15 protein-coding genes are annotated in these 18481 nt (G+C 71.7%); 8 read left to right on the top strand and 7 right to left on the bottom strand.

What is annotated here, in order from left to right; translation table 11 throughout:
• Positions 1-35: 35 nt before the first annotated feature.
• Both OG485_RS15900 and OG485_RS15895 read right to left on the bottom strand, forming a co-directional pair.
• Entirely contained in the window at positions 36-302 is a 267-nt protein-coding gene (locus tag OG485_RS15900) for a protealysin inhibitor emfourin (RefSeq protein ID WP_328668955.1), read from the bottom strand.
• Positions 303-357: 55 nt separating this feature from the next.
• Positions 358-1428, bottom strand: a complete 1071-nt coding sequence (locus OG485_RS15895) for a M4 family metallopeptidase (RefSeq protein ID WP_328668954.1) — start codon at positions 1426-1428, stop codon at positions 358-360.
• Positions 1429-1748: 320 nt separating this feature from the next.
• Here OG485_RS15895 and leuA point away from each other — a divergent pair, with 320 nt between their 5' ends.
• From leuA to OG485_RS15865, 6 genes are all read left to right on the top strand, one after another.
• Entirely contained in the window at positions 1749-3500 is a 1752-nt protein-coding gene (gene leuA / locus OG485_RS15890) for a 2-isopropylmalate synthase (RefSeq protein ID WP_328668953.1), read from the top strand.
• Positions 3501-3685: 185 nt separating this feature from the next.
• Positions 3686-4381, top strand: coding sequence for a TerB family tellurite resistance protein (locus OG485_RS15885; protein ID WP_326787922.1), 696 nt, complete (start codon positions 3686-3688; stop codon positions 4379-4381).
• Between the two features lie 158 nt (positions 4382-4539).
• On the top strand, positions 4540-6621 hold the full coding sequence (locus tag OG485_RS15880) for an MMPL family transporter (protein WP_328668952.1): 2082 nt from the start codon (positions 4540-4542) through the stop codon (positions 6619-6621).
• Between the two features lie 100 nt (positions 6622-6721).
• Positions 6722-8065 carry a sensor histidine kinase gene (locus OG485_RS15875; RefSeq protein ID WP_443048916.1) on the top strand — a complete coding sequence of 448 codons (1344 nt, stop codon included), beginning with the start codon at positions 6722-6724 and terminating at the stop codon, positions 8063-8065.
• A complete protein-coding gene (locus OG485_RS15870) occupies positions 8062-8739 on the top strand; it encodes a response regulator transcription factor (protein WP_328668950.1) in 678 nt (225 codons plus the stop codon). The genes OG485_RS15875 and OG485_RS15870 overlap by 4 nt, the downstream gene beginning before the upstream one ends.
• A gap of 188 nt (positions 8740-8927) precedes the next feature.
• On the top strand, positions 8928-10145 hold the full coding sequence (locus OG485_RS15865) for a sialidase family protein (RefSeq protein WP_328668949.1): 1218 nt from the start codon (positions 8928-8930) through the stop codon (positions 10143-10145).
• A gap of 53 nt (positions 10146-10198) precedes the next feature.
• Here the strand turns inward: OG485_RS15865 and OG485_RS15860 are convergent, their stop codons facing one another.
• From OG485_RS15860 to OG485_RS15840, 5 genes are read right to left on the bottom strand one after another with little or no spacing between them, the layout of a single operon-like run.
• Entirely contained in the window at positions 10199-11134 is a 936-nt protein-coding gene (locus OG485_RS15860) for a dihydrodipicolinate synthase family protein (RefSeq protein WP_328668948.1), read from the bottom strand.
• Positions 11134-12234: an ABC transporter ATP-binding protein gene (locus OG485_RS15855; RefSeq protein WP_328668947.1), complete on the bottom strand. Its 1101-nt coding sequence runs from the start codon at positions 12232-12234 to the stop codon at positions 11134-11136. The genes OG485_RS15860 and OG485_RS15855 overlap by 1 nt, the downstream gene beginning before the upstream one ends.
• A 31-nt stretch (positions 12235-12265) precedes the next feature.
• Positions 12266-14242 (bottom strand): dipeptide/oligopeptide/nickel ABC transporter permease/ATP-binding protein, encoded by a 1977-nt coding sequence (locus OG485_RS15850; RefSeq protein WP_328668946.1) that lies wholly within the window; start codon positions 14240-14242, stop codon positions 12266-12268.
• Positions 14242-15201: an ABC transporter permease gene (locus OG485_RS15845; RefSeq protein ID WP_328452685.1), complete on the bottom strand. Its 960-nt coding sequence runs from the start codon at positions 15199-15201 to the stop codon at positions 14242-14244. Before OG485_RS15845 ends, OG485_RS15850 begins: the two co-directional genes overlap by 1 nt.
• Positions 15202-15220: 19 nt before the next feature.
• Positions 15221-16849 (bottom strand): ABC transporter substrate-binding protein, encoded by a 1629-nt coding sequence (locus OG485_RS15840; protein ID WP_328668945.1) that lies wholly within the window; start codon positions 16847-16849, stop codon positions 15221-15223.
• Positions 16850-17119: 270 nt separating this feature from the next.
• On the opposite strand from OG485_RS15840, the gene OG485_RS15835 reads away from it, so the two are divergent.
• Entirely contained in the window at positions 17120-17860 is a 741-nt protein-coding gene (locus OG485_RS15835; protein ID WP_328674485.1) for a FadR/GntR family transcriptional regulator, read from the top strand.
• Between the two features lie 161 nt (positions 17861-18021).
• Positions 18022-18432: a protein-tyrosine phosphatase family protein gene (locus OG485_RS15830; protein ID WP_328674482.1), complete on the top strand. Its 411-nt coding sequence runs from the start codon at positions 18022-18024 to the stop codon at positions 18430-18432.
• The last annotated feature ends 49 nt before the right edge of the window (positions 18433-18481 follow it).

The following is an 18481-nucleotide window of genomic DNA, read 5'->3' as shown; positions in this document are numbered from 1 at the left end:
CGGCTGTGTTCAGCCCCCTCCTTCAAGCCCCTCCTTCAGGCCCCCTCCTTCAACACACGGGAGATCAGCTCGCGCTGGTCCTCCGTGAGTGCCGGGTCGGCGGCGTGGACGGTCCTGCCGTCCACGGTGATCTCGTAGTGGAAGCCGTCCGGGACGCCGGCCGGGGGCGTGTCCCGTCCGGCGGCGAGTGCCCGCTCGGCCAGGGCGTGCCACTCGGGGGCGTCGGGCCGTGCCGAGGTGTCCACCCCGGCACGGCGCTCGATGCCCGCGAACCCGCCCGTACGCCGCACTTCGATACGCATGGGGTCCTGTCTAGTACGAGTCGGGCGCCCGGGGCTACGGAGCTTTCCGCCGGGCCTACGCGGACGGCACTCCGACCTGTTCCCAGGCCTTCGTCACCGCCTGCAGTTCCTCCCCCTCGTTGTACCGGGTCCGCGCGGCGGCGAGCGTGAGCCGCGCGAAGTCCGAGAAGAGGGCCTGCTCCGGCAGCTCCCCGCCGGTCAGCACGTCGTACCAGATCTGTCCGGCCCGCTCCCACGCGTGGCCGCCGAGGGCCTGGGCGACGAGGTAGAAGGCGTGGTTGGGGATGCCGGAGTTGATGTGGACGCCGCCGTTGTCCCGGCCGGTGCTGACATAACCGTCCATCGTCCCGGGCTGCGGGTCCCTGCCGAGCACGTCGTCGTCGTACGCGGTGCCCGGCGCCTTCATGGAGCGCAGGGCGGTGCCGGTGACCCGCGAGGCGAGCAGCCCGGCGCCGATCAGCCAGTCGGCTTCGCCCGCGGTCTGGCCGAGCGTGTACTGCTTGATCAGCGAGCCGAAGACGTCCGACATGGACTCGTTCAGGGCGCCCGGCTGGCCGTAGTAGGTGAGGTTCGCCGTGTACTGGGTGACGCCGTGGGTCAGCTCGTGGCCGATGACGTCGACCGGGAGGGTGAAGTCGAGGAAGATCTCGCCGTCGCCGTCGCCGAACACCATCTGCTCGCCGTTCCAGAAGGCGTTGTTGTAGTCCCTGTCGAAGTGCACGGTGGCGTCGAGCGGCAGGCCCTCACCGTTGATCGAGGTGCGTCCGTAGGCGTTCAGGTAGAGGTCGAAGGTCGCGCCGAGGCCTGCGTACGCGCGGTTGACCGTGGCGTCCTTGCCCGGCTTGTCGCCCTCGCCGCGGACCTTCTTGCCCGGGAGGTCCTGGCGGTGGCGGGCGTCGTAGATCGTGCGGTGCGGCGCGTTCTCGGGGGCGCCCGCGGGCGGGGCGACGGCGGGCGCGCCGATGACGGTGGTCAGCCGGCGGTGGGTGCGCTCGTAGGCGTCGCGCTCCAGGGTCTGGCGCGCGGGGCCGGAGAGCGCGGGGTCCTCGTGCCGGGCGAGCCGGTCGAGGACATGGGGCGGAACGATGGTGCAGTGGACGGGCTCGAAGCCCCCGTTGGTCGTCATGCCCGGCACCCTTGCACTGAGTGATCTGCATGTCACTACGTGCAACCATGATTGGTGAAATGGGGGGATAAGGAGCCGGGGATTCCGGCTGGAAGTGGTATGGCGCACGTTTTGTCCCTTTCGGGGCGCGCGATCCCGCATACTGATACAGCCCTCCGTACGGAGCGCGGCTCCGCTAGGCTGCGGAGCATCATGCGTTTCGGGCTGCTTCTCCTTAGCTGCCGCGGCGAGGGCCTGTAGTCGAGGCCGACCCCCTCCCCGCGGAGTCTGGCGTTGCGCCGTCGGCCGTCCTTTCGGACATCCTGAGGAGCCCACGCATCATGGCGAACAGCCACAGCAGCGAGCAGACCCGCGCCAACCGTCAGCGTCCCACGTCGATGCCCGTCCACAAGTACGGCCGGTACGACCAGGTCGACATCCCCGACCGCGACTGGCCGAACAACCGGATCACCGTCGCCCCCCGCTGGCTCTCCACGGACCTGCGCGACGGCAACCAGGCCCTGATCGACCCCATGTCGCCCGCGCGCAAGCGTGAGATGTTCGACCTGCTGGTGAAGCTGGGCTACAAGGAGATCGAGGTCGGTTTCCCGGCGTCGGGCCAGACGGACTTCGACTTCGTCCGCTCGATCATCGAGGACGAGACCGCGATCCCGGACGACGTCACGATCTCCGTACTGACCCAGGCCCGCGAGGACCTGATCGAGCGGACCGTCGAGTCGCTGAAGGGCGCCAAGCGCGCCAACGTGCACCTGTACAACGCGACCGCCCCGGTCTTCCGCCGCGTCGTCTTCCGCGGCTCCAAGGAAGACATCAAGCAGATCGCCGTCGACGGCACGCGTCTGGTCGCCGAGTACGCGGAGAAGCTGCTGGGCCCCGAGACCGAGTTCGGGTACCAGTACAGCCCGGAGATCTTCACCGACACCGAGCTGGACTTCGCCCTGGAGGTCTGCGAGGCGGTCATGGACGTCTGGCAGCCCGGTCCGGGCCGCGAGATCATCCTCAACCTGCCCGCCACGGTGGAGCGTTCGACCCCCTCCACGCACGCGGACCGCTTCGAGTGGATGGGCCGTCACCTGTCCCGGCGCGAGTACGTGTGCCTGTCGATCCACCCGCACAACGACCGCGGCACCGCCGTCGCCGCCGCCGAACTGGCCCTGATGGCCGGCGCCGACCGCGTCGAGGGCTGCCTGTTCGGCCAGGGCGAGCGCACCGGCAACGTCGACCTGGTCACCCTGGGCATGAACCTGTTCTCGCAGGGCGTCGACCCGCAGATCGACTTCTCCGACATCGACGAGATCCGCCGTACGTGGGAGTACTGCAACCAGATGGAGGTCCACGCGCGCCACCCGTACGTGGGCGACCTGGTCTACACGTCCTTCTCCGGCTCCCACCAGGACGCCATCAAGAAGGGCTTCGACGCCATGGAGGCCGAGGCGGCCGCGAAGGGCGTCACCGTCGACGACATCGAGTGGGCCGTCCCGTACCTGCCCATCGACCCCAAGGACGTCGGCCGCTCCTACGAGGCCGTCATCCGCGTCAACTCGCAGTCGGGCAAGGGCGGTATCGCGTACGTCCTGAAGAACGACCACAAGCTGGACCTGCCGCGCCGGATGCAGATCGAGTTCTCGAAGATCATCCAGGCGAAGACCGACGCCGAGGGCGGCGAGGTCACGCCGAAGGACATCTGGGCGACCTTCCAGGACGAGTACCTGCCCAACCCGGGCAACCCGTGGGGCCGTATCCAGGTCAGGACCGGCCAGTCCACCACCGACAAGGACGGCGTGGACACCCTGACCGTCGAGGCCACGGTCGACGGCGCCGACACCGTCCTGAGCGGCACCGGCAACGGCCCGATCTCCGCCTTCTTCGACGCTCTGCAGTCCATCGGCATCGATGTCCGTCTGCTGGACTACCAGGAGCACACGATGAGCGAGGGAGCCTCCGCGCAGGCCGCCTCCTACATCGAGTGCGCGATCGGCGACAAGGTTCTGTGGGGAATCGGCATCGACGCGAATACGACACGCGCCTCGCTGAAGGCCGTCGTCTCCGCCGTCAACCGCGCCGCCCGCTGACCTCTTCCACCTGGCTCTTTCCGGCCCCGTCCGCCTTTCGAGGCGGGCGGGGCCCGGTCGTATCCCGGCCAATCCATGTGCAGGTCACGAGCAGGTCTCGTCCTAGGTACTGACTACACCTCAACAATGTGGCTAACATCACGCCAGCGCGGCGATGTTGCCGTGGCGTTACGGAGGTGTGCGACGTGCTGCCAGGATGGGGACGAAACGGTCGTGCAGTTCAGGTTCCCCGCATCCTGGGCACCCGTACGGCGTGGAGCACCGTCGGCGACGGGGAGTTCTTCTGCCCCGGCTGCGGGGGCGACCGCAACTATCAGCGGCTCACCGGCCGGCGCCGCTTCACCCTTCTGGGTGTCCCCGTCCTCCCGCGCGGCGAGACGGGGCCCGTCGTCGAGTGCGCGGCCTGCGGCAGCCACTACGGCGCCGACGTCCTCGACCACCCCACCACCACCCGGTTCTCCGCGATGCTCCGCGACGCCGTCCACACCGTCGCCCTCGCGGTCCTCGCGGCCGGCGGCGGCTGCGCCCGCGCGTCCCTGGAGACCGCCGCCGCGACCGTCCGCTCGGCCGGCTTCGACGACTGCACCGAGGACCAGCTCGGCGCCCTCGTCGACGCCCTCGCCGCCGACACGGGCCGCTTCTTCGGCGAACCCTGCGGAGCGAGCCTGGCCATAGAGCTCCACGAGGCCCTGGACCCGCTGGCCCCGCACCTCGCCCCGACCGGCCGCGAGGCCATCCTCCTCCAGGGCGCCCGCATCGCCCTCGCCGACGGCCCCTACACCCCCGCCGAACGGGACGCCCTCGCCACCGTCGGCGCGGCCCTGACGATCTGCTCGGACGACGTGACCCGCCTCCTGGCAACGGCCCGCACACCGTCGTAGCCGCCCGCCGCCGCACTACTCCCCAGGGAGTAACGACAGCCCCGGCACACCCGGCGCAGTAGGGCCCGGCTCGGTCCTTCGAGCGACGAAAGGGATCTCCCCCTCCGGAAGTCTGGAACACGGAAAACAGACAACCGGAGCGAAGGGAGGCCCTGTCCATGGGGGCCGGAGAGACAAGTACGCGGGCGCGCCGACGCGCCGTGCCGTGGGCGGTGCTCGCGCTGTGGATCGGGCTGCTGGCCGTGGTCGGCCCGTTCGCGGCGAAGCTGTCGGACGTGCAGCACGACCGTGCCGTCGACTATCTGCCGTCGAGCGCAGACTCCACCCGGGTCGCGAAGACCGAGGACAGCCTGCCCGGCGGCGAGAGCACCGAGCTGGTGCTCGTCTACCACCGCGACGGAGGGCTGCGTCCGGCCGACCGGGACACCGCGGCCCGCCAGGTCGCCGCGATCACCCGGGCGAACCCGCTCACCGGCACCCCTCGTGCCGTGCCGTCCGACGACGGCAGCACCCTGATGTACCCGGTCGCCAGCACCGCACCCGGCACCGACGAGAAGAAGCGCGACGCGTTCGTGAACGACGTCCGCGACGTGGCCCGGCCGACGGACGGGATGAACGTCGTCGTCGGCGGTCCCGGCGCCCTGGCCACCGACGCGGGCGAGGTGTACGACTCGCTCGGCGGACCGCTGCTCTACACCACCGTCGCCGTGGTGGCGATCCTGCTGATCCTCATCTACCGCAGCCCGCTGCTGTGGCTCGTGCCGCTCGCCGTCGCCGGCGTCGCCGACTATCTGTCGATGGGCGTCGCCTACGGCCTGCACCAGGCGTTCGGCACCAGTGTCTCCGGCCAGAGCTCGGGCGTGATGACGATCCTCGTCTTCGGCGCCGGAACCGACTACGCCCTGCTGATCATCTCCCGCTACCGGGAGGAACTGCGGCGCGTGGAACGGCCCTACGACGCCATGAAGGAGGCCCTGCGCGGCTGCGGGCCCGCCGTGCTCGCCTCCTCCGGCACCGTCGCCGCCGGACTGCTGTGCCTGCTCGCCGCCGACCTCAACAGCAGCCGGGGCATGGGCCCGACGGGCACCGTCGGGGTGCTCTGTGCCCTCGTCGCCATGCTGACCCTGCTGCCCGCCGTACTCGTCCTGCTCGGGCGCCGGGTGTTCTGGCCGCTCGTCCCCGTCCACGGCTCCGAGCCCAGGCAGCGGCGGAGCCTGTTCGCCGCGATGGGGACCTCGGCCGGACGCAGGCCGCTCGTCGTCCTGGCGAGCGGAGCGGCCCTGCTCGGGGCGCTCGCCCTCGGCACCCTGAACCTGCCCGGACCGCTCAAGCAGCAGGACTCCTTCGCCCACCGGCCCGACTCGGTCACCGCCATGGAGACGCTCGCCCGCGCCTACCCGGGGCGGGGCACCCAGCCGATCACCGTGATCACCCCGACCGGACGGGCGGACACGACGCTGTCCGCCGCCCGCGGGCACGCCGGGGTCGCGAGCGCCGAACGCGGACGCAGCGGCGGAGGCTGGACGGAGATCTCCGTCATCGCCCGCGGCGCCCCGCAGTCGGCGGCCGAGACCGCCACGATCAAGTCCCTGCGGGCGGACCTCCACGGATCGTACGTCGGCGGCCCGAGCGCCCAGCAGATCGACCTCCAGGACACCAACGCCCGCGACCGGCTCGTCGTCGTCCCGGTCGTGCTCGTCTCGGTGCTGCTGATCCTGGTCCTGCTGCTGCGCTCGCTCGTGGCGCCGCTGCTGCTCGTCGCCGCCGTCATCGCGGTGTGGGGAGCGGCACTCGGCATCGGCGGCCTCGTCTTCGGCCCGCTGCTCGGGTTCGAGGGCACCGATCCCGGCCTCGGCCTGCTGTCCTTCGTGTTCCTGGTAGCCCTCGGCGTCGACTACGGAATCTTCCTCATGCACCGGATGCGGGAGGAATCCCTGTCCGGCGCCGAACCGGCCGCCGCCGCGCTCACCGCGCTGCGCACCACCGGGGGCGTGATCGCCTCGGCCGGCCTCGTCCTCGCGGCCACCTTCGCGGTGCTCACGAACATGGGGCTCCTCCAGCTCGTCGAGCTCGGCTTCGTCATCTCGGTCGGGGTCCTGCTCGACACCTTCCTCGTCCGCACGTACCTGGTGACCAGCGCGAGCGTGGCGCTGGGGCGGAAGATGTGGTGGCCGGGCGGCCTCTCTCGCGAGCCGGACACCGAGGCGGCCGGGAAGCAGGAGCCCGTCGCCGTAGGCTGAGCGGTCCGGCAGCCCCCTGCGCAGACAAACGGACATCGGGCGCCCCTCTCTCCCGGAGGGGCGCCCCCTCACGGAGGACGAAGCGGTGGACGTCAAACGCATGCTGCACCTCACCGGCTTCGGACACCGGGGGAACGTCGACCCGGCGCGGATCCTGCGCCAGGACGCGCTGCTCGCCGGCGTGCTGCTGATCCTTGACGTCACCGTGGTGCTCACCGTGCACGCCGACGGCCGGAGACCGGACGCGCTCGGCTGGACCCTGCTGATCGCCGCGCACCTCGCGGTGACCTTCCGGCGGCACGCCCCGCTGGCCGCGTTCCTCGCGCTCGTCGCCTGCGTCGGCCCGTACCACGCGCTCGACTACGACCACAACGCGCCGCTGCTCGTCTCGATGACCGCGCTGTTCACCGTCGCCGTCACCGGGAGCCCGCTGCGCTCCCTGGTCATCGGCAGCGGTGTCATCGGGATCATGCTCGCGGTCAAGTTCGGGCATGGCACCGCCGAGGGCACCGAGGCGCTGCGCGTCACCGGCTGGATCGTCGCGTTCATCGTGCTCGGTGTGTACGTCCGGGCGCACGGGCAGTACTTCGCCGAGGTCGTCGAACGTGCCGAGCGCGCCGAACGCACCCGTGAGGAGGAGGCCCGCCGCCGGGTGGCCGAGGAACGTCTGCGTATCGCCCGGGACCTGCACGATCTGCTCGCCCACAGCATCACGTTGATCGGGGTGCAGACCTCCGTCGCCGCGCACGTGCTGGCCGCCGACCCCGACCGCCTCGACCGCAAGGCCGTCGCCGAAGCCCTCGACGACATCGCCGAGACCTGCCGGACCGCGCGCGGCGAACTGCGGACGACACTGGAGGTGCTGCGCGACTCCGAGCACGGCGGCAGCGACGGGCGGGGGCCGCTGCCCGGCCTCGACGCGGTGGCCGATCTGGTGGCGGCGGCACGTTCGGCGGGCACGAACGTGGAGGCGCCGTCCGCGGTGGGCGCCGACGGGGTTCCCACCGCCGTGGGCGCCGCGGCCTATCGCATCGTCCAGGAGGCATTGACCAACGCCGTACGGCACGCGGGCCCCGGGGCGAGCGTCCGCGTGGACCTGGACACGGACGGCTGGGCGCTGCGCGTGAGGGTCACGGACGACGGCATGGGCGACACGGGCGGCCCGCCCGGCTTCGGCCTGGTGGGGATGCGGGAGCGGGCCCGCAGTGTGGGCGGCACCGTGGAGACCGGGACGCGGGAGGAAGGCGGATTCCAGGTGGTGGCGGTACTGCCCCTGCGCACGACGGTGCCCGATCAGCGGCCGGAGCCGCGGCGCCGGACCCCGGCGGACGGCGCGGACCCGTTCGGAGCAGCGGCCTCCTCCGATCCCGTACGGGATCCCGGATCCGTACGTGACAGCGGTCCCGCGGTCGTGGCCGGGCCGGGAGAGGGCGGGGTCCGATGACCATCCGGGTGGTCCTCGCCGACGACCAGAACCTCGTACGGGCCGCGTTCGCCATGCTCGTGGAGACCGCGCGGGACATGGAGGTGGTCGGGCAGGCGGCCACCGGGCGGCAGGCCGTCGAGCTGGCGCGCAGCGAGCGGGCCGACCTGATCGTGATGGACATCCGTATGCCCGACCTGGACGGCATCGAGGCGACCCGGCTCATCGCGGCCGACGAGGACCTCGCCGGGGTCAGGGTGCTCGTGCTCACCACGTACGACACCGACGAGCACATCGTGGAGGCGCTGCGCGCGGGCGCCTCCGGCTTCCTGGTCAAGGACACCCGGCCCGCCGAACTCCTCGACGCGATCCGCACGGTGGCCGCCGGGGACGCGCTGCTCTCGCCGGGCCCCACCGCCCGCCTCGTCGCCCGCTTCCTGCGCGCCCCCTCCGCTCCCGCGCTCGCGGCGGGCGGTCCCGAGGGGCTCTCCGGGCGTGAGCGCGAGGTGCTCGCCCTGGTCGCGCGCGGCCTCAACAACACCGAGATCGCGGCGGCGTTGGGGCTCAGCCCGCTCACCGCGAAGACCCATGTCAGCCGCATCATGGGCAAGCTCGGCGCCCGCGACCGGACCCAGCTCGTCATCGTGGCGTACGAGTCGGGCCTGGTGACCCCGGGAGACACGGGCCGCACCTGAACCGGCGGCGGCCGCCCACAGTGCGGTGCGAGGAACTGACGTCACCTCAGCATGCCGTGAGAACACGGGTATTGCCGCGGCTCCCGGGGCACATTAGGTTCACCGGGACGTCCCACGTCCCATGTTCCATGTTCCATCTCCGATGCAGTCGACGCAGTAGATGCAGTCGACGTAGTCCAGGGAGTGTCATGGCCAGCATGAGCCGCATGGTCGCGTTCGCCGCCACCGGACTCCTCACCGCCCTCACCGCCCTCACCGCCGCCGGCGGCACCGCCTCGGCCGCGCCCCGGGGCGGCGGGGACTGCGCCTCCTCCGTCCCGTACACCGCGGGCCAGGACGGCTACGACACGTACCGCATCCCGGCGACCGTCACGACCAGGGCCGGCACGCTGCTCGCCTTCGCCGAGGGGCGGCACAGCGGCGCGGGCGACACCGGGAACATCGATGTCGTCCTCAGGCGCTCCTACGACGGCGGCTGCACCTGGGGCCCGACCCGGGTCGTCGCGTCCGGGGGCGGCGACACCCGCGGCAACCCGGCACCGGTGGTGGACCCCCGGACCGGCCGGATCGTCCTGCTCACGTCCTACAACAGCGGCGCGGTGACCGAGGCGCAGATCATGCGCGGCGAGGTCACGGCGGAGCAGAGCCGACGCGTCTTCGTCCAGACCAGCCGGGACGACGGGCGGCACTTCACCGCCCCGCGGGACATCACGGACCAGGCGAAACTGCCGGACTGGCGCTGGTACGCCACCGGGCCCGGCCACGCGGTCGCCCTGCGCCACGGACCCCACGCGGGGCGCCTGGTCGTGCCCGCCAACCACTCCGCCGCCCCGCCCGCCGGGTCCGCCGACACCGGCCAGGAGTCCAGGTACTACGGGGCGCACGCGCTCTACAGCGACGACGGCGGGCTCACCTGGCGGCTCGGCTTCGTGGACGACTCCTACGACGGGCTCGACAACGCCAACGAGAGCTCGGTGGCCGAACTCCCCGACGGACGGCTCTACTTCACCTCGCGCGACCAGAACGGCACGAGTACCGGCAACCGCCTCGACTCCTACTCCAGCGACGGCGCCGAAACCCTGGACCGCCCCTTCGCCGTCCAGCCCGCCCTGAACGACGTCCCCGTCGTCCAGGGCAGCGTCCTCCAGCTCACCGGCCCCTTCGCCCCGCTCCTCTTCTCCGGTCCCTCCGTCCCCACCGTCCGCCAGTCCATGGCCGTCTGGCGCAGCACGACCGGCGGCGCGACCTTCGAGAAGGCGGCCACCCTGTCCACGCAGCGGGCCGCCTACTCGGACCTCGTCCAGCTCGGCGCCTTCCGGGTCGGCATCCTCTACGAGACCGGTGTCACGGGACCGTACGAGTCCATCGAGTTCCGGCGGCTGCCGCTCAGCGGGCTGCTCGGGTAGCGCGGTGCCCGGCGGGCCGCAGGACAGCCCCAGGGACAGCCCAGGGACAGCCCTCAGAGCAGACCCGCCGACGCCAGGTACTTCCCGACCCGCTCCACCTCGCCCTGCGACAGCGGCACCTGGGGTTCCGCCGTCGCGGGGCAGGCGATGACACCCCGCAGGGACAGCGCGGCCTTGAAGGCGCCGAGGGCCGAGGAACTGCCGCCCATCCGGGCCGGGTCGCCGACGCCCACCATGGCGAACAGCTCGCACAGCCGCTCCTGCTCCGCCCGCGCCCGCTGCCAGTCGCCCGCCGCGCACAGGTCGTACAGCCGTACGTAGCCCGCCGGGTCCACATTGGCCAGGCCGGGGACCACGCCGTCCGCACCGAGGGCCAGCGCCGAGTCGACGACCACCTCGGAGCCGGTGAGGGTGCTGAAGCCGCTGATGCCGGGGCGGCTGCGAGCGCCGGTGACGACCGTGCGGAAGGCGCCGAGGTCGCCGCTGGAGTCCTTGAGCCCGGCCAGGACACCGTCGGCGGCGAGTCCGAGGACCAGCTCGGGGCTCAGCTTCGTATGGACCGAGGCCGGCAGGTCGTACGCGAACACGGGGAGCGAAACGCGGGCGGCGACGAGGCGGAAGTGGCGGTCGACCTCCGCGGGATGGGTGCGCGTGTAGAAGGGGGCCGTGACGACGACCGCGTCCGCGCCCGCGGTACGGGCGGTGCGCGCGTGGTCCAGGACGCGCGGCGTCGTCATGTCGATCGCACCGGCGAGGACGGGGAGCTGACCGGCGACGTGCCCCGCCGCCGTCTCCACCACCAGCCTGCGCTGCGCGTCCGTCAGATAGGCCACCTCGGACGTCGAGCCGAGGACGAACAGGCCGTGCACCCCGCCGTCCACCAGATGGTCGATCAGCCGGGTGAGCGACGGGACGTCCACCTCGCGGTCCGGTGTCAGGGGCGTGCAGACGGGCGGTACGACACCGGTCAGCGGGGCGGGGAAGGTCATCAAGGCTCCCTGATGTGCTGCTGGAACGGAACGTCGGCCAGGGCGGCGGCCTCCGCGGCGCCCTCGGCCTGCGCGACCAGGGCGCGCGTCGACCGGCCCTCCTCGACAGGATGGTGACACCGGAAGCGGTGGCCGGGCGCCGACGCGGCCGTGAACTCCGGCATCCGGGTCGCGCACTCCCCGTCCGCCTTCCAGCAGCGGGTACGGAACGGGCAGCCGCTCGGCGGGCGCGTCGCCGAGGGGACGGGCCCGGTCAGCGGAATCGGCTCGATCGGATCCAGCAGACCCGGAGTCGCCGAGAACAGCGCCCGGGTGTACGGGTGACGGGAGCGGTCGGTGACCTCGTCGGCCGGGGACTCCTCCACGATCCGGCCGAGGTACATCGTGATCACCCGGTCGCTCATCCGGCGGACCGTCTGGATGTCGTGGGACACGAACACCAGGGCGAGGCCCAGGCGTTCCCTCAGGTCGAGCAGGAGATTGAGGATCTGCGCGCGCACCGACACGTCCAGCGCGCTCGTCGGCTCGTCGGCCACCACCAGGCCGGGATCCAGGGCCAGGGCGCGGGCGATCGCCACCCGCTGGCGCTGACCGCCGGAGAGCTGGCCGGGCAGCGCGTCCGCGAGCGCCCGGGGCAGGCCGACCAGGGACATCAGCTCCTCGACCCGGTCGGCCCGTTCGGCCGCCGTGCCGCGCCGGTGCACATCCAGCGGGTCGCGCAGGATCCGGCTCACGGGCAGCCGGCGGTTCAGGGCCGTCGAGGGGTCCTGGAAGATCATGCCCGTGCTCGCGCCGACGGCCGTGCGCCGCTCGTCCGGCTTCAGGGACCACAGGTCGCGGCCGTGGAAGGTCACCGTGCCGGAGGTCGGCCGCTGCACCCCCACCAGCACCTTCGCGAGCGTCGACTTGCCGCAGCCCGACTCGCCGACGACGCCCACCGTCTCGCCGGGCGCGACGGTGAGATCGGCGCCCGTCAGCGCGTACACCCGGTCCCGGGTGAACACACCGCCGCTGCGCGCCTTGTGGACGACATGCGCGTCGGTGAGCCGGACGAGCGCGTCCGTCCGGCGGTCCCCGGCCTCCCGCACCGGCGCGGTCATGTGACGGCCTCGGTCGCCGTCGGCGGAATCCTCACGTCACGGCCTCGCTCTCCGCGGTCACCAGGTCGACGGCCGGGTGGTGGCAGGCCGCCGTGTGCGTGTGCGTGCCGACGAGGTCCGGCGCCGTCGTCCGGCACACCTCGCCCGCCATCGGACACCGGTCGGCGAACCGGCAGCCGGCCGGGAAGTCGGCGGGGGAGGGGACGACGCCCTTGATCTGCGTCATGCGCTCCGCCGCCGACTCCAGGGACAGCACGCTGCCCAGCAGCCCGCGCGTGTAGTGGTGGGCCGGGGACTCCACCAGGTCCGCCGTCACCCCCGTCTCCACGATCTGGCCGCCGTACATCACGACCACCCGGTCGGTGACCGCCGAGATCAGCGCGAGGTCGTGCGAGACGAGGACCAGGGCGAAGTCCAGTTCCGCCCGCAGGCGCAGCAGCAGCTCCATGACCTGCGCCTGGACCGTCACGTCCAGGGCCGTCGTCGGTTCGTCCGCGACGATCAGCGCGGGCTCGCGGGACAGCGCCATCGCGATCAGGACGCGCTGGCGCTGTCCCCCGGAGAGTTCGTGGGGGTAACTGCGCAGGGTCCGCTCGGGATCGAGGCCGACCAGGGCGAGCAGTTCGGCCGCCGTGCGCCTGCCGCCGCGCCGTATCACCTGCTTGAGCTGTGCCCTGATCGTCATCGCCGGGTTCAGGGACGACAGCGCGTCCTGGTAGACCATCGCCATCTCGTGGCCCAGCAGCCGGCGTCGTACCCGCATCGGCTCGCCGACCAACTGCCGCCGGCGGAACCGGACCTGGCCGCGCACCCGGGCGCCCTTCGGCTCCAGGCCCATCACCGTCAGGGCCGTCAGCGACTTCCCGCAGCCCGACTCGCCGACCAGGCCCAGGACTTCGCCCGGGTACACCTCGAAGCTGATGCCGTCGACGATGTCCACACCGCCGTGCCGTTCGTCGAAGCCGATGGCCAGCCGCTCGACGGCGAGCACGGGCTGCCCGTCCGTGACCGGCGGGCGGGCCCGCGCGCGCAGCCGGGCCGCGGCCTGTGCCAGTCCCGGCAGTTCGACGACCGTGCCGCTGCCCGGCTCCGGGGCTTCCAGCCGGTCCTCGGCGGGAGGTACGGACACCTCGCGGGCGGCCGGCGCGGCCCACGCGTCGGAGACGCCCTCGGAGAGGATGTTCAGCGACAGCACGGTGACCAGCATCAGCAGGCCGGGGAAGACGGTGGCCCACCAGCCGCCGGTCAGCACCATGTTCTTGCCGTCGGCGATGACACTGCCCCAGGACGGGTCCGGGGGCCGCACGCCCGCGCCGATGAAGGACAGCGAGGCCTCGAACACGATGGCCTCGGCGACCTGAACGGTGCAGAACACCAGGACCGGGGCCGCGCAGTTGACGGCCACGTGCCGCAGCACGATGTGCGGGGTGCGGGCGCCGATCACCTGCTCGGCGGTGACGTAGTCCTCGCCGTACTGGTCGAGGACGTTCGCCCGTACGACCCGGGCGACGGGTGGGGTGAACAGGAACGCGATCGCGCAGATCAGTACGGTGATGCCGCCGCCGAACACGGCGACGAGAACGGCGGCGAGCGCGATGCCGGGGAACGCCATCACCACGTCCAGACAGCGCATCAGCGTCTCGTCGACCGCCTTCCGCGAGGTCGCGGCGAGGGCGCCGAGCAGTGCTCCCACGACCAGGGCCAGGGCGGTGGCGCCGAGACCGATGGCCAGGGACCAGCGTGCCCCGTACATCAGCCGGCTCAGGATGTCCCGGCCGAGACTGTCCTGCCCCATCCAGTGGTCCGCCGAGGGATGCCCGGTGCCGTCCGCCTGCGGCTGCTGGTCGAGCGGGTCGTGCGGGGCGAGCAGCGGGGCGAACACCGCCACGACGAGCACCACGGCCAGGAAGCAGACCGCGATCCTCGACAGCGGCGGCAGCCTGCGCCAGCCGCGCAGCCGGACGCCGGGCCGGGCGAGGGCCCCCGCGAGATCCTTCCGCGTGAACATCAGGTCGCCTCCCTCAGCCGTGGGTTGACCAGCAGATACAGGATGTCGATGACGAGGTTCACGACCACGAAGCCGATGGCCGTGGTCAGCACGACGCCCTGCACGACGGCCGGGTCCCCGTTCTGCACGGCGTCGATCATCAGCTTGCCCATGCCGGGCAGCGAGAAGATCGTCTCGATGACGACCGCCCCGCCCAGCAGATAGCCCACGCGCAGGCCCAGCACGGTGAGCGGGTTCATCAGGGCGTTGCGCAGGACGTTGCGGCCGACGACCACCCGGGGCGGCAGCCCGCTGCCGATCGCGGTGCGCACGTAGTCCTTGTCGAGCTCCTCGACCACGGACGTCCGGACGATCCGGGTCAGCTGGGCCGCGACCGGCAGGGAGAGCGCGAGAGCGGGCAGTGCCATGGTCTTCAGCCAGCCGGTCAGCGAGTCGGCCGGGTTGATGTAGCCGCCGGTCGGGAACCAGCCCTGGTCGACGGCGAGGTACTGGATCATCAGCAGGGCCAGCCAGAAGCCCGGTGCGGCGACCCCGGTCAGGGACACCACCCGGATGATCTGGTCGGGCAGCCGGTCGCGGTGGATCGCGGCCGTGACCCCGCCGAGCAGCGCCAGCACCACCGCGATGCCGAGCCCCAGGAAGGTGAGCTGGAGCGTGAGCGGCAGCGCGGTGGTGACCTGTTCGACGACCGGCGCCCTGGTGAGCGCGCTGGTGCCCATGTCGCCGTGCAGCAGGTCCGCCACGAAGTCGAAGTAGCGCACGGGCAGCGGGTCGAGCAGTCCGTTGCGTTCCCTGAAGTCGTGGAGCTGCTGCGGGGTCGGGTTGGCGCCCTGGAAGAACGCGGACGCCGGGTCGACGTCCGAGAACCGCATCACCAGGAAGACGAACAGGACGATCCCGAGCATCAGCGGCACGAGCAGCGCCACGCGGCGCAGCAGGATCCTGACGATGGCGACCACGTACGAACTCCCTTGTCGCCTAGACCCACTTGGCTTGCAGCAGGTTGATGCCCGGATAGGGCTGAGGCCTTATCCCCGCGAGCCGGCGCGGATTCCACGCCGTCATCAGCTCGTTGTGCACGACCGGGTAGAGCACGGCCTGTTCGGCGACGACGTCGATGTAGTCCTGGATCATCGCCTTCTTCCTGTCGGCGTCCGGTTCCTGGGTCGCCCGGTCCATGTCCTTGAAGAGCTGCTTGGCGACCGGGTCGCCGGCCCAGCGGGCGTAGCCCATCCAGAGGTTCTGGGGGCCGTAGTTGTAGTGCATGATCAGGTCGGCGTCGAGGCCGAACTGGTTGGGGTTCGAGGCGGCGGCGACGACCTGGTAGTCCTGCTTCTGGTCCATCTTGGTGAACACGGCCGTGGTCTCCTGCGGGGCCAGCGTCGTCTGCACGCCGATCGCGTCCCAGGACGCCTTGACGGTCGGCAGGCAGTCGACGATCCAGCTCACGTTCACCGACAGGATCTCGATCTTCAGCCCCTTGACCCCGGCCTCCTTCAGGAGTTTCTTCGCCTTCTCCGGGTCGTAGGCGTAGACGGTCTTCGCGGGCCGGTAGGAGGGGTTGGCCTCGTTGAGGAAGGAACTCGACGGCTTCCCGTGTCCCCTGAGCGCGACCTGGACCATCTTGTCGGTGTCGATGGCGTAGCGCAGCGCCTGCCGGACGCGCACGTCGTCGAACGGCTTGTGCCGGGTGTTGAACATCAGGAACAGGTTGTTCATGCCGGCGCCGCCCTGGACGGTCATGCCGCCCTCGCGGAGCCGCGCGATGTTGGCGTACGGGACGTTGTCGGCGATCTGGGCCCCGGCGCTCGCTCCGGAGATCTTCGCGACGCGGGGCGCGGCGTCCACTATGGTCAGCCAGTTCATCTTCTTGAACGCGGGTCTGCGCGGCCCGTTGTAGGCGGCGAACGCCTCGAAGGTGGTGTTGGACTTCGGGTGGTGCGCGGTCTGCCGGTACGGTCCCGAACCGATCGCCTTGCCCTTGATCGCGTCGTCCCAGGCGCCCGGCTGCGAGAAGACGTGCTTGGGCATGATCTTCGCCAGGGTGAGCCGGGAGACCCCTTCCGGGAAGGGGAACTTGAGGACCAGCTCGACGTTCTGCGCGTCGATCCTGCGGACTTCCCTCAGCCAGCTCGCGAAGAAGCCCTTGGCGAGCGTCTGGGTCTTCGGATCGAGGATCCGGTCGAAGACGAAGACCACGTCGTCGGCGGTGACGGGCTTCCCGTCGTGGAAGGTGGCACCGGCGCGCAGCGTGAACTTCCAGGACGTGCCGGTGAGGTCGGCGGGCACCTGGGTGGCGAGCGCGGCGTAGGGCTCGCGGGAGATGGGGTCGGTGTCGAGCAGGCCCTCGTAGATGTGGTTGTTGGCGGCCATGCAGAAGGCGGACGCGGTCTGCGTCGGATCCCAGCTTCCGTCGTTCCCGTAGCCGATCACGGCCGTCAGGGTGGCGTTCTGTCCGCCGCCCGAGCCGCCGGTGTCGTTCGTGGACTCCGGCCCCGACGAGCAGGCGGACAGGGACGAGGAGAGGGCGGCGGCCGCGCCCAGGGCCCCGGTGTACTTCAGGAACGACCGGCGGTGCGGCGCCGGAGTGCGGTTCACGTCGCGCACGGTTCCTCCAGCAAGGAGTGGTCCAGTTGAGCGGTCCGGTGAGGCGGTGGAGCGGTCGGTGCGGCCGGCCCGGGAAGCAGGAGATACGACGTCCTACGTCATGGGGGGCAGCGCGACCATAGGAGGGGGCGCGGAGGGGGTCAAGGGCCCGCACACGAATGGCGTATCTTCCACAGGTGCGACCAATGGCGGTATGAAACAGGGGCAGTTGGCCGAACTTGGCGTTTAATCAGCCCGGAGGTGGGACGTCCGATGTCCAGCGAGCGTACGATGCGGCGCATGCCTGAGGAGACCGGGAACCGGCGCCGGCCCGAGCGCCGGGTGAGCAGCCAGATCCAGCGCGAGGTCATGCAGTTGATCCTCGACCAGGGGCTTCGGGCCGGTGCGCCGCTGCCCACCGAGACCGAGCTGATGAACGATCTCGGCGTGAGCCGCAATTCGGTCCGTGAGGCGCTCAAGGCCCTTCAGGCGCTCGACATAGTCGAGATCCGGCACGGCTACGGCACCTATGTGGGTGAGGCGTCCATGACGCCGTTCGTCGACGGACTGACCTTCCGCACACTCGCCCGTCCGGACGATCCGACCGCGGCGCTGGCCGAGATCCTCCAGGTCCGCGAGGTGCTGGAGGCGGGGCTGATAAGCCGGGTGGCCGAGTTGCTGACCGAAGAGGAGCTGGACCGGCTCGAAGCCGTCGTCACGGAGATGGAGACGGCGGGCGACGACGGCCGCTCCTTCCCCGAACTCGACAGCCGGTTCCACGAGTTGCTGTACGCCTCGCTCGGCAACCCGCTCGTTCCCCAGTTGCTCGGCGCGTTCTGGACCGTGTTCCGGCGGGTCGCCGTGGTGCGCGGCTGGACCGACGACATCACCCCGGAGGTCACGGCCCGCCGCCACCGCGACATCCTCACGGCCCTGCGGGTACGGGACGTCGAGGGCGCCCAGCGCGCGATGGCCGACCACTTCCGGGGCATCGAGGCGCGCGCCGCCCAGGGCTCCCGCGGCGTGAGCTGACCGAAGCCCCCGTCCGCCTCCGCGCCCGGTCCCGGCCCCACGCACCGTCTTACGCTGGTCCCGTGGCCGAAACCGAACCCGAAACCGAAGCCGCCCCCGAACCCGGCGCGCGAGCAGGCACCGGCGCCGACGGCGGTACCTGGGACCCGGACGGCGCCGGGGTGCTGTCGCTGCCCTCCGGACGGCTGATCCGGGGCCGGGCGCTGCGCCGGCCGCTTCCGGCCGACGGAGGCCCCGAGCCGGCGTACGCCGTGTATCTGCTCGGCAAGGAGCCGCCCCCGGTCCCCTGGGAGGCGCACTGGCTGCGCTGGCCGGACTTCCGGCTGCCCGCCGACCGGGCGGAGGCCCGCGAGGTGCTCGCGGAGGCCTGGCGGCGGTCCGCCGGCGAACGCGTCGAGATCGCCTGCTTCGGCGGCCGGGGCCGCACCGGCACGGCCCTGGCCTGCGTCGCGGTCCTCGACGGCGTACCGCCCCGCGAGGCGGTGGCGTACGTGCGCGGGCACTACGACCGGCACGCGGTGGAGACTCCGTGGCAGCGCGCGTACGTAGGCCGCTTCGGCGCCCGGGACTGATCCGGACGGCCGTCCCGGCCCCGGGCCCAGGGGGCGGGGGAGGCAGGAC

The sequence above is a fragment of the Streptomyces sp. NBC_00328 genome (assembly GCF_036139655.1).
Classification (GTDB): Bacteria; Actinomycetota; Actinomycetes; order Streptomycetales; family Streptomycetaceae; genus Streptomyces.
This window is presented reverse-complemented; position numbering and strand designations above follow the sequence as displayed.

Coding starts and splice junctions, on each gene's coding strand:
- OG485_RS15865 (WP_328668949.1), top strand. CDS start 8,928: ATGGCCAGCATGAGCCGCATGGTCGCGTTCGCCGCCACCGGACTCCTC.
- OG485_RS15870 (WP_328668950.1), top strand. CDS start 8,062: ATGACCATCCGGGTGGTCCTCGCCGACGACCAGAACCTCGTACGGGCC.
- OG485_RS15900 (WP_328668955.1), bottom strand. CDS start 302: ATGCGTATCGAAGTGCGGCGTACGGGCGGGTTCGCGGGCATCGAGCGC.
- OG485_RS15855 (WP_328668947.1), bottom strand. CDS start 12,234: ATGACCGCGCCGGTGCGGGAGGCCGGGGACCGCCGGACGGACGCGCTC.
- OG485_RS15895 (WP_328668954.1), bottom strand. CDS start 1,428: ATGACGACCAACGGGGGCTTCGAGCCCGTCCACTGCACCATCGTTCCG.
- OG485_RS15850 (WP_328668946.1), bottom strand. CDS start 14,242: ATGTTCACGCGGAAGGATCTCGCGGGGGCCCTCGCCCGGCCCGGCGTC.
- OG485_RS15880 (WP_328668952.1), top strand. CDS start 4,540: ATGGGGGCCGGAGAGACAAGTACGCGGGCGCGCCGACGCGCCGTGCCG.
- OG485_RS15835 (WP_328674485.1), top strand. CDS start 17,120: ATGCGGCGCATGCCTGAGGAGACCGGGAACCGGCGCCGGCCCGAGCGC.
- OG485_RS15875 (WP_443048916.1), top strand. CDS start 6,722: ATGCTGCACCTCACCGGCTTCGGACACCGGGGGAACGTCGACCCGGCG.
- OG485_RS15860 (WP_328668948.1), bottom strand. CDS start 11,134: ATGACCTTCCCCGCCCCGCTGACCGGTGTCGTACCGCCCGTCTGCACG.
- leuA (WP_328668953.1), top strand. CDS start 1,749: ATGGCGAACAGCCACAGCAGCGAGCAGACCCGCGCCAACCGTCAGCGT.